Consider the following 16,084-nt stretch of genomic DNA (forward strand, 5'->3'; position numbering starts at 1 on the left):
GGCGGCCCTGCCCGCCGTGCCACCGCGACGGCGGGCAACGCCTCCGGCCGTCCCGCCGGTGACCCCCACCCGGTCGCTGCCCCTCTCCGGCGGCGGCCCCGCACCCGTGTCCGGCGCCGGGATCGCGCCTGTTTCCGGTACCGCTCCGGGGCCTGGCTCCGTGGGACCCGCGCCGGTTCGTGCCGTCCCCGCCGCACCCTCCGGACCCGGCCGTCCGGGCAGCGCGCCGCCCGTGCAGCGGTCGGCCCACACCCGGGCACCGTCCCGGCCCCGGCCTTCGACCCGGATCCCCGCCCCGGCTTCCGCCCCGGCCTCGGGCACCCCGGTGCGTTCCGCGTCGCCGGCCCCCGCGCCCGCGAGGAGCGCCCCGGCCGCCGCGCCCCCGGCGGGACGGCCGCGGACCCTGCCGGTCGCCCCGCTCGTGGGTTCCGCGCCGCCGGTCACCGCCGTCGGGTTCACGCCGGCACCCGGGGCAGCGGCCCCCGGCGGGACGGCGGTCGTCCAGCGGCGCGGCGACGGTGCCCCGCCGCCCGGTGGCTCTCCCGCCGCCTCGCGACGGGCCGCCGCTCCGGAGGCGCCCGCGCTCCCGGGCATGCGCGGTGCCGCTCCACGCCCCGCCCCGTCGCCGGCCCCTACGCCCGCGCCCGCGAGGAGCGCCCCGGCCGCCGTGCGTCTGCGCCGTGTCCGGGCCGACGGCGCGGCGGGCCCGGCGCCCGGGGCCACCGCCCCGGCCGGCGCCCCCCGCCCGGCGGTACAGCGTTCCCCGGCGCCGTCGTCCGCGCGGCCCGCTCCCGCCCGGCCGCAGCCCCGGCCGGCGGCCGTCCGCCCCGTGGCCCCTCCGGTCGTGACCCCCCCGCCCCCGCAGTCCGGCGGCGAGGGTCACCGACCCCACGGCGTCCCCGCCGCCGTCCCGGTCGTCCAGCGCTCCGCGTCCGCCCCGCTCGTCCCGGGCGGCGCGGCCCGCACGCCCGCGGCGGTGACTCCCGGAGCCTCCCGGATCCCCGGAGACCCCGGAGACCCCGGAGCCCCGGCCGCCCCGGCGGCCCGGCCTGTCCGGAGCAACCCCGTCGTGTCCCTGGCGCCCGCCCGGCCCGCACCGGCCGCCGCGCTCCCCGTGCAGCGGATGGCCGCGGCCCCGGCCGAGCGGCCCTCCGCGCCCGTGGCGCCGGTCCGGGCGCCCGCACCCGCGCGGGTGACCGCACCGGGCCGCGCCACGTCCGTCCCGGTGCAGCGCTCCGGCCTTCCGGTACAGCGCTCCGGCGGAGGCCAGAGCGCGCAGGACAGGCCCGTGCCCTCCGTGACGAGCCGGCTCAAACCGCGTGAGCTGAAGGAGGACCAGGTCGCGGAGCTGGTCAACCGGCTGATCGGCCCCATGACCCGGCTGCTGCGCACCGAGCTGCGGCTCGACCGCGAACGGATCGGCAAGCTGCGCGACCCACGCCACTGAGAGGCCCCACCGGAGCCGCCCCGCACCACCCGCAAGCCCGTCCGTCCGGCCCCGCCGGAACCCGCCCCGACCGTACGTGGAACCGCAGGAAGGCCCCACCCGATGCCCCAGGAACTCGACGCAGGCTCCACCATCTTCTTCAACCTCACCATCGACGGTGAGAGCCTGGGCAACTTCAACGGTTGTGAAGGGCTCTCCTCCCAGGTCGAGATCGAGCAGCGGCAGGAGGGCGGCAACAACGGATTCGTCTGGCAGCTGCCGTCGCGTGTCACCTTCTCCAACATCACGCTCACCCGGCCCCTCACCGAGGAGACCGCGAAGGTGGCGGAGTGGATCTCCTCCGTGACCACGGGCGTGACCCGGCCCACCGGGCAGATCGCCGCGCTGCGCGCCGACGGTTCGATGGTCGCCCAGTGGGGCCTGATCGACGTACTCCCGGTGAGCTGGCGCGGCCCTTCCTTCGACCCGGCGAGCCCCGCCGTCGCCACCGAGGTCCTGGAGATCGCCCACCACGGGTTCACGGACGCGGGGGAGGCGTAGCCGATGAACCTCTCCAGCTTCGGTATCGGTGACAGCCTGGTGCGGGCGACGCTCGCCATCCACCAGCCGCCGATCGGCAGCAGCACCAGCCCCGGCGCGCTCATGAAGACGTTCAACTTCGACTTCAACCCGTCCCAGCTGTCGCTGACCCGCCGGGCCCAGTGGAAGACGACACCCACCGCCGCCGTGCGCGACGGCGCCGTGCCGGAGTTCATGGGGCCCGAGCCCCGGGAGATGACGGTGGAGATCTTCCTCGACCGCTCCGACGACCCGGACAGCAACGACGTGCGCAAGAAGGTCGAAGCCCTCTTCTCCTGCTGCGAGACGACCACCGCCAGCATCGCGGCCAACCAGCCCTCGACCCCGTGGGTGGTCTTCGAGTGGGGCGCCTTCTCCACGGCCCGCTTCAACGCGTACGTCAGCTCCGTGGAGGCCCAGTACACCCTCTTCAACACCAACGGGATGCCGATCCGCGCCGTCTGCCAGGTGACCCTGCACGAGATCCCGAGCAGCACCCTCGGCCAGAACCCCACCTCCGGCGCGCTCACCACCCGCCGGGTCCACCGGGTGGTGGCCGGCGACACGCTGCCGCTCCTCGCCTGGCGCGAGTACGGGGACGCCACCGTGTGGCGCACGATCGCCGAGGCCAACGACATCGACGACCCCAAGGCGCTGACGCCAGGTGCCGAACTGATGCTCCCCGCGGCCGAAGAGGTCGGCGCCTGATGCCCGACATCGGTTTCTCCAACATCCTCACGGTGCAGATCGCCGGCACGAAGCTCAAATCACCGGAGAACACGAAGCTGGTCGCGGGACGCGTCGACTTCGGCGCCGGGGTGCCCGGAGCCTTCCAGCTCACCTTCCGTGACGAGAAGAAGGACATCCTCGCCAAGCTGAACGTCGAGATCGGCGTGCCCGTGGTCATCGCGCCCCTCTCCGACGGCCAGGGGACACCGCTGATCACCGGGGAGGTCACCGCCCTGGAGACGGACTACGACCGCACCGGAACCTTCACCGTCATCCGGGGGTACGACAAGGGCCACCGCATGCTCCGGCAGCGCAGGGTCGCCGCGTACCGGAACAAGACGGCCACCGAGATCGCCGTGGAACTGGCGCGCAAGAGCGGCATCCCGCTGGGCAAGACCCAGCGGACCAAGGGCCAGTACGAGTTCATCAGCCAGGCCAACGTCACCGACTGGGACTTCGTCCAGCGGCTCGCGGACGAGAACGAGATGGTGATGTCCATCAGTTCCAAGGGCCGGTTCCAGTTCGTCAGGCGGCAGCACGCGGCGCTCGCTCCCCCGGAGAGCATGCCGAGCCGGCAGAGCGCGCTCCTGCTGAAGGGCGGCGAGGAGATCCTGCGCTGCCGCGCGGCGGTCACCTCCGCCGACCAGGTGGCCGCGGTCGAGGCCCGCGGCTGGAACGTCACCACCAAGCAGCCGCTGGTCTCCAAGGCGCCCGCTCTGGACAACACGGGCTTCGCGATCGGCACGACGCCGGCCGAGGTGTCCAAGACGTTCGGCAAGGCCGAACTCGTCGTGACCGACACGCCCTACGACAAGCTGGACGAGGTCAAGCACGCCGCCGACGCCGTGGCGGACGACGTGACCTCCTCCTTCGCCGAGGTGGAGATCACGGCGCGGGGCAACACCGAACTGCGCCCCGGCGTCGCCGTCACCCTCAAGGACGTCGGCAAGCCCTTCCAGGGCAAGTACACGATCACGGCCGCCCGCCACAGCTTCGGCGACCAGGAGCACTACGAGACGTTCCTCAACGTCAGCGGGCGCCAGTGGCGTTCGCTCTACGGGCTGACCTCCGGAGGCGGCGGGGCGGGCCCGGCCGGCCTCCCGAGCGTCGCCAACGCGCTGGTCACCGACATCAAGGACCCGCTGCGCCAGGGCAGGGTCAAGCTGAAGTTCCCCTGGCTGGACGACATGTACGTCAGCGACTGGACCCGGACCGTGCAGCTCGGCGGGGTCAAGGGCGGCAGCATGATCTCCCCGGACGTCGACGACGAGGTGCTGGTGGCGTTCGACCGCGGCGCCCTGGACCACCCGTTCGTCATCGGCGGTCTCTACAACGGCGTCGACAAGCCGGACCCCGTGGACGTACCGGTGTACGACGCGACGCGCGGCAAGGTCACCCGGCGCACCCTGTCCGACCGCAGCAACAACCGCCTCGACCTGCTCGACCAGAGCGTCGGTCTCAAGCGCGGGGTGCGGCTCTCCACCGGCGACAACCGGCTCACCATCAACCTGGACCGGACGAAGACCGAGATCGTCGTCGACAGCAAGGGGAAGGTCTCCATCAGGGGGACCGGTGCCGTGGCCATCAACGCGGGTGGCAACCTGTCCCTGAACGCGGTGGGCTCCCTGACGATCCGCAGCGGCGGACCGATGAACATCAACGCGGCGAGCGCCCTCTCCGTGAAGACGGGCGGTGTCACCTCCGTGACCTCCGGCGGGGCGCTCAGCATGACGGCCGGCGCCGCCATGTCCCTCACCGCGGGGATGTCCCTCCAGATGACCGCCGCGATCAACATCGGGCTCCAGGCGGCCACGATCAAGTCCACCGGCCTCCTGACGTCCAACATGAAGCCGGTGCTGACGGTAGGAGGAATCTGATGGCCGAACAGTTCGTCGGCAGCGGCTGGGCGTTCCCGCTGCGCATCAGCCCCACCGGCGGCATCGCCATGGTCAGCGGGGAACGCGAGGTCGAGGAGGCCATCCGGCTCGTCCTGTCCACCGCGCCCGGTGAACGGCCGATGCGCCCCGAATTCGGCTGCGCCATCCACGACATGGTCTTCGCACCCGTCAACGAGGCCACCGCGGGCCGGATCCAGCACGAGGTGCACACGTGCCTGGACCGCTGGGAACCGCGCATCGAGGTGGACGAGGTGACGGTGACCGCGGGCGCCGAACAGGGCGTCCTCTTCATCGACGTCCGCTACTCGATCACGGGCACCAACAACCCGCGCAGTCTGGTATTCCCGTTCTACGTGATCCCCTCCCACGACGGGCCCGAGGGGTCCGGCACGTCCGACGAGCACCTTGGAAGCGACCGCTGATGGCCCTGCCCTCCCCGAACCTCGACGACCGGCGCTTCCAGCAGTTCGTCGACGACGCCAAGCGCTACATCCAGCAGCGCGCCCCCGAGTGGACCGACCACAACGTCTCCGACCCGGGTGTGACCCTCGTCGAGACGGTCGCCCACATGGCCGACCAGATCGTGTACCGGCTGAACCGGGTGCCCGAGAAGAACCACCTCGCGTTCCTGGACCTCATCGGGATCACCCTCTTCCCGCCCTCCGCGGCGCGCGCCGACGTCACCTTCTGGCTGTCGGCGCCGCAGCAGCAGCCCGTCGTCCTGGCGACCGGCACCGAGGTGGCCACCGCCCGTACCCAGACCGAGGACGCGGTGGTCTTCGCCACCGAGCGCGAACTGACCGTCGTACCGTGCGAGCTGTCCTACCTCGTGGTCCAGCGGACCGACCAGGAGGCGGTCGACCGCACCTCGGACCTCGCCGAGTCCAAGGACGTGCACTGCTTCACCGAGGCCCCGCTCGCCGGTGACCGCATGCTCTTCGGGCTCAGCGCCGCCGTACCGGAGTGCGTGGTCGTCCTGGAGCTCGACAGCCAGGTCGACGGCGTCGGTGTCGACCCCAGGCAGCCCCCGCTCGCCTGGGAGGCGTGGACCGCCGACGGCTGGGCCGCCTGCGACGTCGAACGGGACACCACCGGCGGACTCAACCGCCCCGGCGAGGTCGTGCTGCACGTCCCCGGCGGCCACGCGCTCTCCCGCACCGGGCGGCGCGAGGCGGGCTGGCTGCGCTGCCGGGTCACCGAGCCCGAACAGGGCCAGCCCTTCTACACCACCTCGCCCACCATCCGCTCCGCCGAGGCGTTCAGCATCGGCGGGACCACCGGCGTCGTGCACGCCGAGACGGTGCGCGACGAAGCGCTGGGCGAGTCCACCGGACTGCCCGGCCACCGGATACGGCTGGCCAACAGCCCGGTCGTCGGCGATGCGCAGCCGCTGCTCCTCCAGGTCGCCGAGCGCGACGGCTGGGTCGACTGGGAGACCGTCGGCCACTTCGCCGCCTCGGGCCCTGCGGACCGCCACATCACCCTCGACGCGACCACCGGCGAGATAGCCTTCGGCCCCTCCGTCCGCGAACAGGACGGCACCCTGCGCCAGTACGGCGCCGTCCCGCCCAAGGGCGCCCCCATCCGGGCCCGCCGCTACCGCACGGGCGGCGGAAAGGCGGGCAACGTCGCCAGGGGTGCCATCCAGGTGCTGCGCGACTCCGTCCCGTACGTCTCCGACGTCGTCAACCGGGAGGCCGCGCGCGGCGGGGTCGACGGCGAGACCGTCGAGGAGGCGAAGCGCAGGGCGCCCATCGCGCTGAGCGCCCAGGACCGCGCCGTGACCCTGCGGGACTACGAGGAACTCGCGCGCCGCGCCGCCCCCGAGACCGCGCGCATCACCTGCCTGGCGGCCGAGCCGGACGAGCACGGCGCGCACGCCGTACGCGTCCTCGTCGTCCCGCAGGCCGTCTCCGACCCCGGCGGCCGGCTGCGCTTCGAGCAGCTCGTCCCCGGGGACGCCCTGCTGGGGCGCATCACCCGGTACCTCGACGAGCGGCGTCTCATCGGCACCCGGCTCGCGGTCGGACCGCCCTTCTACCAGGGGGTGACGGTCGTCGCGACGGTGCACGCCTTCCGCGGCACCGACACCGACCGGGTCAGACGGGAGGCCCACGACGCCCTCTACCGCCACCTCGACCCGCTGACCGGGGGAGCCCACGGCACGGGCTGGCCCTTCGGCCGCCCCGTACAGGCGGGCGAGGTGTTCGCCGTGCTCCAGCGGGTGCCCGGCGTCGAGCTCGTGGACGAGGTCCTGCTGCACCCCGCCGACCCGCTCAGCGGCAAGCGCGGCGACCCCACCGAGCGCATCGACCTCGAACCCCCCGCGCTGGTCTTCTCGTTCGACCACCGTGTCCGGGTGATCGGGGACGCCTCGTGACCACGAGCGGGAGCACCCGCGGCTCCGTCGACGGGCTCGGCTCCTCGGCGCCGCTGGGCGTGATGCTGCCGGCGGTCTTCGCCGACGACGATCTCGCCCAGCGTTTCGTCGCGGGCCTCGACGAGGTCCTCGCCCCGATCCACAACGTGCTCGACTGCCTGGACGCCTACTTCACGCCGTCCCTCGCCCCCGCCGACTTCACCCGCTGGCTCGGCGGCTGGGTGGGCGCGGAGACCGAGGGGCCCGAGACGGCCGGGCGGGCCGGAGGACCCGCAGGCCCGGTGGAGGCGGCCGCCCCCGGCGCCCCGTCCGCCGGCCACCCTCAGGACACCGAGGCGACGGCCGCGCTGCGCGCCGCGGTGTCCGCCGCCGTCCGGCTGCACCGCATCCGCGGCACCCGGCGCGGACTGTCGGAGGCGGTACGGCTCGCCTTCGGCGTGGAGCCCGAGATCACCGAGAGCGGCGCGGCCGCCTGGGACGCCAGGCCCCTGGGCCCGGTCCCCGGCGAGGCCCGCCCCCATCTGCACGTCACCGTACGGCTGCCGGAACCCGGCCCTGCCGCCGAGCACCGGCTGGAGCGCCTCGTAGCGGCAGCTCGCCCCGCCCACATGCCTTACACGGTCCACGTGACCACCGCCGAAAGGACTTCCGACAGGTGACCAGTCAGCAGGCTTCTCCCTCCACGCCACCGTCTTCCGGGGCTGCGGGAGACGCGGGGGTCAAGCCACGCCACTGTGCCGAGTGCGGCACGCTGCCGACGCCGGGACAGTCCTTCTGCGACAGCTGCGGCGCGGTACTGAGCTGGACCCCCGACACGAGGGAGCGGCGGACGGCCGCGGCGGACCCGGAGCCCGGCGCGGACACGTCCGGCGCCCCGACCCCCGACCCCGCCCCCGCCACGCCGGCCGGGGACGAGCCCGACACCCACGCCCGGAGCACGGACCCGGTGAACGAGCCCGCCCGCGCCGACGCGCCGAGGGTGACCCCCGAGGACGACGACACCCTGCCCAGGATGCCGGCGGCCTCCACCGCCCCGGCGGAACCGGACCCGGACGCGAGCGCACGGGCCAGGGCACTGCTCGTGCCGGTCGCCGACCAGCGCGCGACCACCCCGGTACCGGAGGTCGCCCCGGTCCTGCCCGGCATGCCCGCCGCGGCCCGCCCCCGGGTCCAGGCCCCCGCCGGTGAACCCGCCGACGAGACCGGCCCCCCGTGCCCCTGGTGCGAGGTCGGCAACCGGCCCGACCGGCACTTCTGCCGGCGCTGCGGCATGTCCCTCGCGGAACGCCCCGGCGTACCGGAGGCCCGGCGCCCCTGGTGGCGCCGGATCCGCGACTTCGGCAACCGCCCGACCCCGTGGGCGGGCGACCGGCCGAGGCTGCGCCGGGGGATCGGCCGCGTCTTCACCTGGATCGCGTACGGCCTCGCCCTGGGGCTGGTGGTCTACGGCGCGTTCAACGTGGGCACGGCGTGGAACGCGGCGCGCGACCACTTCGCCAAGCGGGCCCAGATCACCCCGGACGCCGCCGTGGCGTCCCGCTCCTTCGGCGGCCACCCGCCGAAGGCGCTTTTCGACAAGGTCAGCAACAGCTGGTGGGGCCCGGGTGTCTCGGAGTCCGCCGAGGGCGAGTGGGTCGAGGCGCGGTTCATGGAACCGACCCGCCTGCTGGACATCCTCATCACGGCCGGCATCTCCGCGAAGGCCTCCGACCTCTCCGAGGCCGCGCTGCCGCACCGTATGGACGCGGTCATCACCACGGCCGACGGGAAGAAGACCACGCGTCACATCAAGCTCGACCAGATGAGCGGCCCCCAGCAGCGCAAGTTCCGGGCCGAGAACGTCGTCAGCGTCCGCTTCGTCATCCGCTCGGCGTTCAACGCGGGCGCCGACAAGCAGGTCTCGATCGCCGAGATCGAGTTCTTCACCCGCGCCACGACCAGCGGAACCTAGGGCCCGGGACTCGCCCCCGGACACTCCCGCCTCCCCGTCGGCCCTTCCCCGGAAGGCCCGACGGGGAGGCGTTTCGCGTCAGGCCGCCGGCCTCCTCAGAGGATCAGGCCCTTGGAGCGCAGATACGGGACGGGGGAGACGTCGGACCCGAACGCGGGCCCCGTGCGCACCTCGAAGTGCAGGTGCGGCCCGCTGGCGTTGCCGGTCGCACCGGACCAGCCGATGAGCGTGCCGCCCTGGACGCTCTGGCCGGCCACCGCCTTCACCTCGGAGAGATGGGCGTACTGGCTGAACGAGCCGTCCTCGTGGCGGATGACGACCTGGTTGCCGTAGTCGCCGCCGTCCCCGGCCGTGACGACCTCGCCGGGGCCGATGGCCTGGACCGGCGTCCCGGTGGGGATCACGAAGTCGACGCCGGTGTGCAGACCGGTGGACCAGGACGAGCCCCTCTGGTGGTACGGCGTGCCGGCCGGTCCTTCGACCGGCAGGGTCCATCCGTCCGACGTGCCGCCGCCGGCCGGGACGACCATCTGGGCGGAGGACGTCACGACGGCCTTGACGTACTCGTACGTCTCCCCGTCCGCCCCGCTGGCCCGCGGCACACCGCCGGACTTCTCCACGGTGCTCCAGCCCGTGTGGGAGGCCGCCAGGGCCACTTCCAGGGGGGTGCCCCGGTATCCGGGGTGCTCCTTCGCGGTCCCCAGCAGCCCGCACATCCTCCTGCCCTGCGACGGTATGGCGTCCGCCGGGTCCAGGACGTCCTTGACGCCGTCGTTGTTGCCGTCGATCCCCTCGGCCGCCCAGTCGGCGTCGGAGAACTGCGCGATGCCCCTGGTGACGGGCCGTTCGGCCCGTGCCGCACCGGGCAGGTCCCCGGCGGGCGGGGCCGCTTCGGAGCCCGCGTCCGGGGCGTTTTCCTCCGGCTTCCCGTCCCGGGCCCGCTCCTCCTCGCTCCGCGGGTCCGTCAACGAGCCCTCGTCGTCCGCCGGAGCGTCGGCCGCGACCGACCTGGCCCTCGGGTTGAAGTTGCTGTCCCGCTTCAGCTGCGCCGCCAGCACCGGCGCGGTGAGCAGCTTGTCGTCGCAGTTGGCCGCGGCGTCGCGTATGAGCTTCGCGTACCTCACGGGGACACCCACGTCCCCCGCCTTCAACTCGGTGCTCACCGGGGCGGTAACGTCCGGACCGGCCGCCTCGCTGTCGTCGAAGGTCCCGAGCAGGACGACCCCGAGTCCGATCGACACCGGCGTCACCACGGCCCCGACGATGACCGGCACCATCCAGCGGGCGATCCTCACAGGTCCGACACTCCCCTCAACGACCGTCGCGGCGAGGATCACTATGCCATCCGCCCCGGAGGCCCCCGCCGGGCCCCCGCAACGCGCGTCGGGCAGGGCCGCGGAACGCCCTGGGGCGGCCGACACCGTTCTCCCGCAGGGGAGTTGGGCCGCAGGTCAGCGGGAGTACAGAAGGATCAGCTGGTAGGGCACCAGGAAGTACGCGAGGACCAGCAGGGACGTGCCGCCGACGCCGACACCGATCGTCCTGAGCACCCATGTCCGTGCGGGCAGCACGGCCTTGACCCGCGCCGGCTTACGGGGGTCGTAGACGGCCGCCACCCGCCGCGGCGCGATACTGACGGGCTCGGCCGCCTCGTCGGGCTCGAAGAACCGCCGCACGCCGTCCGCGTCGACGAAGGCGAACACCTCCTTCTTGCCCTGGGTGTGGTCGGACGTCGCCAGGACGGAGACGCCCCGGCGGCGCAGGAGCCACCGGTCGTACAGCGCCGCGGCCGACAGGCCGTACAGGAACAGTCCGAAGGCGAGGGGCTTCAGGCCGAGGATCCAGAGGATCACGCCCAGCACCGCCCCGTTCACGATGAGCACGACCAGTCCGGCCAGGTAGAGGGCGACGGGGGTCAGGAACGCCGCGATCGTCAGCCACTCGCGGGCCGTCCTGCGTTCCTTCTCCGCGTCCGGCGGAAGCACCACGACCCGTGCCGTACCGTCCTCGCGCGGTGCGCCGGGGTCCCTGGCCGGCAGCGCCCGGCCCGCCGCGTCCACGAAGGCCGTCGCGGAGGCGGTGTTGCGGCAGTCCACCCGGTAGACGGTGCCCGGCGTTCCGGTGGGGGCGGTCAGGACGACCCGCACCGCCGGCCGGCGGCCGCCGTCGAGGCCGACCTCCTCGACGGCGGCCAGCGGTATCCGCTGTCGGACCCCGTTCTGTTCGAGGAGTATCGACCGGGTCTCCAGCGCGAGGGAGCCGGAACGGCCGCGCACGGTGAGCGAGGGCGGGGCGGGAGGATTCGGACCAGTCGTCATGGCCGGACTCTAGCGACGTTGCCGGGGTGTGGCCCGCCGATTCCGTTACCGGCGGGGCGAGTTCCTCCGTCGCACCGACCGGAGGCCCGCCGTCCGGGCGCCCACCGTCCGGGCGCGTGGCCGTACGACGCCGCGCGGCTGCCCCGGCCCGGCGGCGGAGGTCGGGGACCGGTACGGGCCGACGGTGCGGGAGTGCTGATTCCGGCGTGCGGGGGGGCGCGCACACCGAACCGGGCACGGCGCCCGTCGCCGGTCCGCCCGGTCCGGGGCTCACCGGCGGCCCGCCGTCCGGTGCGAAGCCCCGGCGTGGGCGTACCCCTGTCCCGGGGGCGGCGTGCCGGAGGAGGCGCGCGGGACGGGTACCGGCGCCGGAGGCCGCCCCCGGATTCGTGCCGGGTCCGGACACCCGGACGTCACCACGGCCGCCTGACGTCCGGGAGGCCCCGGGAGGCCCCTGCGGGCTCCCGGGGCCTCCCGGACGTACGCACGGGCCGGGTCAGCCCTCCTCGACCGCCATCTCCCCGAGCAACGACCAGTCGTCCTGCGGGACCTTCACGTTGACGATCCTGGGCGTCGCGGCGAGATGCGGCGGCAACGTCCGCTGAGCGGCCTTGAAGTGCGCGGAGCCGACGTGCGCGGCACCGGCCTCGTCGTCGCGGAACGCCTCCACCAGGACGTACTCCGCCGGATCGTCGAGGCTGCGGGACCAGTCGAACCACAGGCATCCGGGCTCGGCGCGCGTATCCCGGGTGAACTCCTCCACCACCTCGGGCCACCGGTCCGCGTGCTCGGGGAGTACACGGAACTTCACGGTGATGAAAATCAAGGGGCCACTTCCTTCGTGATGCGGGGGGACACTGCTGTGGGACAAGGATCGCGCGTCCCCGGCCCGCCCGCCCAGGAGGCCCCCCCCGCCAGGGAGCCCCGGAAGCGCCCCGGCGGCGGTACGCGGCCGTCCCCGCCCCCCGTACGCACGTCCCGGTGCGCGGAGCGCGGGTCAGCAAGGCAGCCAGGACTCCCAGACCGCGCTCAGCTCCGCCTCGACGGCCGGCGCCACCGCGTCCAGCAGCCGTACCTGCGCGCCGGGGCCCGCCAGCTCCGTCCGGTAGGGGTGCGGCGGTCCGGGAGGGGTGGCGCCGAGCGCGCTGACCGAGCCGATGACGCGGTTCGCCCCCAGGATGCCGGGGAGTTCGCGTACGTCCGGGTCCCTGAGGTCCAGGTCCTCCACCAGGAGTTCGCCGTCCTCGTACGTCACCCGGGTGGTGGCCCGGATCCGGCCGCCGCGTTCGCCGGAGCGGCCGAGGACCAGCGTGTCGCGCCACAGCATGCGGGCCCCGGCCGCGAGCCGGACGTCCATCGCGCGCTCGACGTCCGCCCCCTCGGACACCACGAACGGCAGCCCGTTCCAGGTGAGCGTGCCACCCTCGGCGACGTCGACGCGGGCCCGCCACCGGGAGGTACCGCCCCGGTGGTCGTAGGCGACGAGCCCCGTGGGTTCGACCAGCTCCAGGCGCGCCCCCGGGCCGACCGAGATCCGCAGGACCGTCTCGTCCCCCGCCAGCAGCCCGGCCCGGGTGCCGGCCAGCGCGATCCGGGCCCGGCCGGGGCACGGCAGCAGGGGTCGCGGGGCGAAGAAGGCCCCGGGGCGCAGGTCGCGTACGAGGTGGCGGCCCGTGCCGTCGCGCTCCACGGCGACGACGGTCGGGTCGTTCACGGGTGGCTGTGGCTGTGCGGGGCCATCGGGCCGGGGTCGGTGGGGACGTGGGTGCCCGAGCGGTGGCGCACCAGCAGGGCCCGCACCCAGTCGGCGAGTTCGCGGACCGAGCCGGGGTCCTTCCTGGAGAGGGCGAGGACCGGGAGTCCGCCGCGTGCCGCCTCGGCGTCGGCGACCATGGCGGCCGCGTCGACCTCCACGTAGGGGGCGAGGTCGGTCTTGTTGACGATCAGCAGGTCGGCGCCCGTGATGCCGGGGCCGCCCTTGCGGGCGACGTCGCCGCCGCCCGCCACGTCGATGCAGAACAGCTGCGCGTCGGCGAGCGCCGGACTGAAGGTGGCGGTGAGGTTGTCGCCGCCGCTCTCGATGAGGACCAGGTCCAGCGGGCCGTACGCCTCCTCCAGGTCCTCCACCGCGTCCAGGTTGGCGCTGACGTCGTCGCGGATCGCGGTGTGCGGGCAGGCGCCGGTCTCGACGGCGCGGATGCGTTCGGTGGGCAGGACGCCGGCCGAGCGCAGGAAGCGGGCGTCCTCGTCCGTGTAGATGTCGTTGGTGACCACCGCCATGGAGAGTTCGCCGGCCAGCTCGCGGCACAGGGTGGCCAGGATCGAGCTCTTTCCGGTGCCGACCGGTCCCGCGACACCCAGACGCAGGGCGCGCGGCTGGTTCAGCGGCTCGTGGAAGTGGGGGTTGGACGGCTGCTCGGGGGTGGTGCCGTTGTCAGGCAAGGAAGAGTCTCCGTTCGCGTCGTGCGTGTTCGAGCGCCCACTGCTCGGTGAGCGGGGCGGTACGGGCGGGCAGCCGGCCGGGGGCCCGTACCGCGAGGGCGGCGGTGACCGCCGACGCCGCGTCGGGTCCGGCCGCCAGGATCCAGGCGACCGAGTCGAGCGGGTCGCCGGGCAGCAGTTTCAGGGCGGCGGAGGCGACGGTCTGGAGCTCGTCGTAGACCACGGCGTACGCCAGCTCCCGTTCGGACACCCCCAGTACGGCTCCGAGCGCCCCGAGCGTGACCGGTCTCAGGGGCCGGGTGCGCAGCGCGGCCAGGGCGGTGACGGCCGGGTGGTCCGGGGCCAGCCGGCGGGCCAGCCGGTGCACGCCCCGGCCGAGCTTCGCCGACGCCTCGCGCTGGGGGGCGGCCGGGGTCCGGGCGGCGAGGGCCTGCTGCACGGGCCGGTAGTCCACCGGATCGCCCGCCGCGGCCCGCAGCGCGAGGACCGCGGCGGCCGCCTCGGTGACGGCGGTGGTGTGCAGCCGGGCCCGCAGCAGGGCGGGGACGCGGTCGCGGGTGAGGCCGGCGGCGACGGCCGGTTCGAGCCCCGCGCTGTAGGTGTACGCGCCGACCGGGAGCCGTCCGTCCCCGAGCAGCAGTGGTGCCAGTGCGCCCATCAGAACATGGAGTACCGCTGGGCCAGCGGCAGTTCGGTGGCGGGCGACGGCTCCACGAGTTCCCCGTCGATCCGGATGGCGAAGGTCTCCGGGTCCACCTCGATGTCGGGCAGCGCGGTGTTGTTCGGCAGGTCCGCCTTGGTGAGGTGACGGGTGGGGCGCACGGCGACGAGTTCGCGCACCAGGCCGAGGCGTTCGGCCAGGCCGTCGGCCAGGGCGGCGGGGGAGACGAAGCTGACCGAGAGGTGCGGGGCGGCCTCGGCGGCGGCCGTCGGACGCAGCAGGACGGGCTCGGTCGTGGGGATCGCGGCGCCCGCGTCGCCGAGCGGGGCGTACACCACCATGCCGCCCTTGATCACCGCGGCCGGGCGGATGCCGAAGAACGCGGGGTCCCAGAGCACCAGGTCGGCGAGCTTGCCGGGCTCGACGGAGCCGACGACGTGGTCGATGCCGTGGGCGACGGCCGGGCAGATCGTGTACTTGGCCACGTAACGGCGGGCGCGTTCGTTGTCGGCGGGCAGATCGCTGCCCCGGTCACCGAACCGCTGCTTCATGACGTGGGCCACCTGCCAGGTACGGCAGACGACCTCACCGATGCGGCCCATGGCCTGGGCGTCGGACGAGGTGATCGAGAGGGCGCCGATGTCGTGCAGGATGTCCTCGGCCGCGATGGTGGTGGCCCGGATGCGGGACTCCGCGAAGGCGAGGTCCTCGGGGACACGCGGGTTGAGGTGGTGGCACACCATCAGCATGTCGAGGTGTTCGTCGACCGTGTTCACCGTGTGCGGGAGCGTCGGATTGGTGGACGCCGGAAGGATGTGGGGGTGCGAGGCCACGGTGATGATGTCGGGGGCGTGGCCGCCGCCCGCGCCCTCGGCGTGGAAGACGTGGATGCCGCGCCCGGCGACGGCGTCGAGCGTCCCCTCGACGAACCCGGCCTCGTTGAGGCTGTCGCCGTGCAGCGCGACCTGGAGGCCGTAGGTGTCGGCGGCCCTCAGCGCGGCGTCGATGGCGGCCGGGGTGGCGCCCCAGTCCTCGTGGACCTTGTAGCCGCCCGCGCCGCCGAGCGCAGCCTCGCGCAGCGCCTCCTCGCCGACGGTGGACCCCTTGCCGAACAGCATGACGTTGAGCGGTACGCGGTCCAGGGAGCGGTGCATCATCGCGAGGTTCCACGCGCCGGGGGTGACCGTGGTGGCCTTGGACCCCTCGGTGGCTCCGGTGCCGCCGCCGATGACGGTCGTGGTGCCGGTGGCCAGGGCCTCGTGGAGGGTCTCCGGCATCAGGAAGTGGACGTGGGTGTCGACGGCCCCGGCCGTCAGGATCCGGCCCTCGCCGGAGACGACGTCGGTACCGGGCCCGATCACCAGAGCGGGGTGGACGCCGTCGGCCGTGTCGGGGTTCCCCGAGCGCCCGAGGGCGACGATCCGGCCCGCCCGGATGCCGATGTCGGCCTTGACGACCCCCCAGTGGTCCAGGACCACGGCGTTGGTGATGACGAGGTCCAGGGCGCCCTCGGAACGTGGCGTGGTGGCCTGCCCCATCGACTCGCGGATGGACTTGCCGCCGCCGAAGACCGCCTCGTCGCCGCCGAAGCAGCGGTCCTCCTCGACCTCGATCCAGAGGTCGGTGTCGGCGAGCCTGACGCGGTCCCCGGTGGTGGGTCCGTAGAACGCCGCATAGGCGGCGCGGGTCAGCTGGGCCAT

General features: G+C 74.1%; 15 protein-coding genes. 8 read left to right on the forward strand and 7 right to left on the reverse strand.

All coding sequences use genetic code 11. The features are described 5' to 3' along the window. Positions 1-1,069 precede the first annotated feature (1,069 nt). The 8 genes from ACFVS9_RS04585 (at position 1,070) to ACFVS9_RS04620 (ending at position 8,963) form a co-directional block, all read left to right on the forward strand. Positions 1,070-1,447: a hypothetical protein gene (locus ACFVS9_RS04585; RefSeq protein WP_383118344.1), complete on the forward strand. Its 378-nt coding sequence runs from the start codon at positions 1,070-1,072 to the stop codon at positions 1,445-1,447. Positions 1,448-1,549: 102 nt separating this feature from the next. Beyond that, complete coding sequence (locus ACFVS9_RS04590; RefSeq protein ID WP_014153878.1) at positions 1,550-1,987, forward strand: phage tail protein; 438 nt, start codon at positions 1,550-1,552, stop codon at positions 1,985-1,987. 3 nt (positions 1,988-1,990) lie between these two features. Next, positions 1,991-2,713 (forward strand): peptidase M23, encoded by a 723-nt coding sequence (locus ACFVS9_RS04595; protein WP_383118343.1) that lies wholly within the window; start codon positions 1,991-1,993, stop codon positions 2,711-2,713. Continuing rightward, complete coding sequence (locus ACFVS9_RS04600; protein WP_383118342.1) at positions 2,713-4,611, forward strand: VgrG-related protein; 1,899 nt, start codon at positions 2,713-2,715, stop codon at positions 4,609-4,611. Before ACFVS9_RS04595 ends, ACFVS9_RS04600 begins: the two co-directional genes overlap by 1 nt. Continuing rightward, the gene (locus ACFVS9_RS04605) at positions 4,611-5,054 is read left to right on the forward strand and encodes a GPW/gp25 family protein (RefSeq protein ID WP_383118341.1); all 444 of its coding nucleotides are present in this window, start codon (positions 4,611-4,613) and stop codon (positions 5,052-5,054) included. Before ACFVS9_RS04600 ends, ACFVS9_RS04605 begins: the two co-directional genes overlap by 1 nt. Further along, positions 5,054-7,012, forward strand: coding sequence for a putative baseplate assembly protein (locus tag ACFVS9_RS04610; protein ID WP_383118340.1), 1,959 nt, complete (start codon positions 5,054-5,056; stop codon positions 7,010-7,012). Before ACFVS9_RS04605 ends, ACFVS9_RS04610 begins: the two co-directional genes overlap by 1 nt. A gap of 62 nt (positions 7,013-7,074) precedes the next feature. Next, on the forward strand, positions 7,075-7,671 hold the full coding sequence (locus ACFVS9_RS04615) for a phage tail protein (RefSeq protein WP_383118349.1): 597 nt from the start codon (positions 7,075-7,077) through the stop codon (positions 7,669-7,671). Next, positions 7,668-8,963, forward strand: a complete 1,296-nt coding sequence (locus ACFVS9_RS04620) for an NADase-type glycan-binding domain-containing protein (RefSeq protein WP_389929987.1) — start codon at positions 7,668-7,670, stop codon at positions 8,961-8,963. Before ACFVS9_RS04615 ends, ACFVS9_RS04620 begins: the two co-directional genes overlap by 4 nt. A 95-nt stretch (positions 8,964-9,058) precedes the next feature. On the opposite strand, the gene ACFVS9_RS04625 is transcribed toward ACFVS9_RS04620, so the two are convergent. From ACFVS9_RS04625 to ACFVS9_RS04655, 7 genes are all read right to left on the reverse strand, one after another. Further along, positions 9,059-10,300, reverse strand: coding sequence for a M23 family metallopeptidase (locus ACFVS9_RS04625; RefSeq protein ID WP_389929990.1), 1,242 nt, complete (start codon positions 10,298-10,300; stop codon positions 9,059-9,061). Positions 10,301-10,414: 114 nt separating this feature from the next. Then, entirely contained in the window at positions 10,415-11,281 is an 867-nt protein-coding gene (locus ACFVS9_RS04630; RefSeq protein WP_389929992.1) for a hypothetical protein, read from the reverse strand. A gap of 496 nt (positions 11,282-11,777) precedes the next feature. Then, positions 11,778-12,107 carry a putative quinol monooxygenase gene (locus ACFVS9_RS04635; RefSeq protein WP_389929995.1) on the reverse strand — a complete coding sequence of 110 codons (330 nt, stop codon included), beginning with the start codon at positions 12,105-12,107 and terminating at the stop codon, positions 11,778-11,780. 171 nt (positions 12,108-12,278) lie between these two features. Next, positions 12,279-12,995: an urease accessory protein UreD gene (locus tag ACFVS9_RS04640; RefSeq protein WP_383118966.1), complete on the reverse strand. Its 717-nt coding sequence runs from the start codon at positions 12,993-12,995 to the stop codon at positions 12,279-12,281. Continuing rightward, positions 12,992-13,723: an urease accessory protein UreG gene (gene ureG / locus ACFVS9_RS04645; protein WP_383118967.1), complete on the reverse strand. Its 732-nt coding sequence runs from the start codon at positions 13,721-13,723 to the stop codon at positions 12,992-12,994. Before ureG ends, ACFVS9_RS04640 begins: the two co-directional genes overlap by 4 nt. Next, the gene (locus ACFVS9_RS04650) at positions 13,716-14,381 is read right to left on the reverse strand and encodes an urease accessory protein UreF (protein WP_383118968.1); all 666 of its coding nucleotides are present in this window, start codon (positions 14,379-14,381) and stop codon (positions 13,716-13,718) included. Before ACFVS9_RS04650 ends, ureG begins: the two co-directional genes overlap by 8 nt. Continuing rightward, positions 14,381-16,084, reverse strand: a complete 1,704-nt coding sequence (locus tag ACFVS9_RS04655) for an urease subunit alpha (protein WP_383118969.1) — start codon at positions 16,082-16,084, stop codon at positions 14,381-14,383. The genes ACFVS9_RS04650 and ACFVS9_RS04655 overlap by 1 nt, the downstream gene beginning before the upstream one ends.

The sequence above is a fragment of the Streptomyces sp. NPDC058008 genome (assembly GCF_042886395.1).
In the GTDB taxonomy this organism is placed as follows: Bacteria; Actinomycetota; Actinomycetes; order Streptomycetales; family Streptomycetaceae; genus Streptomyces.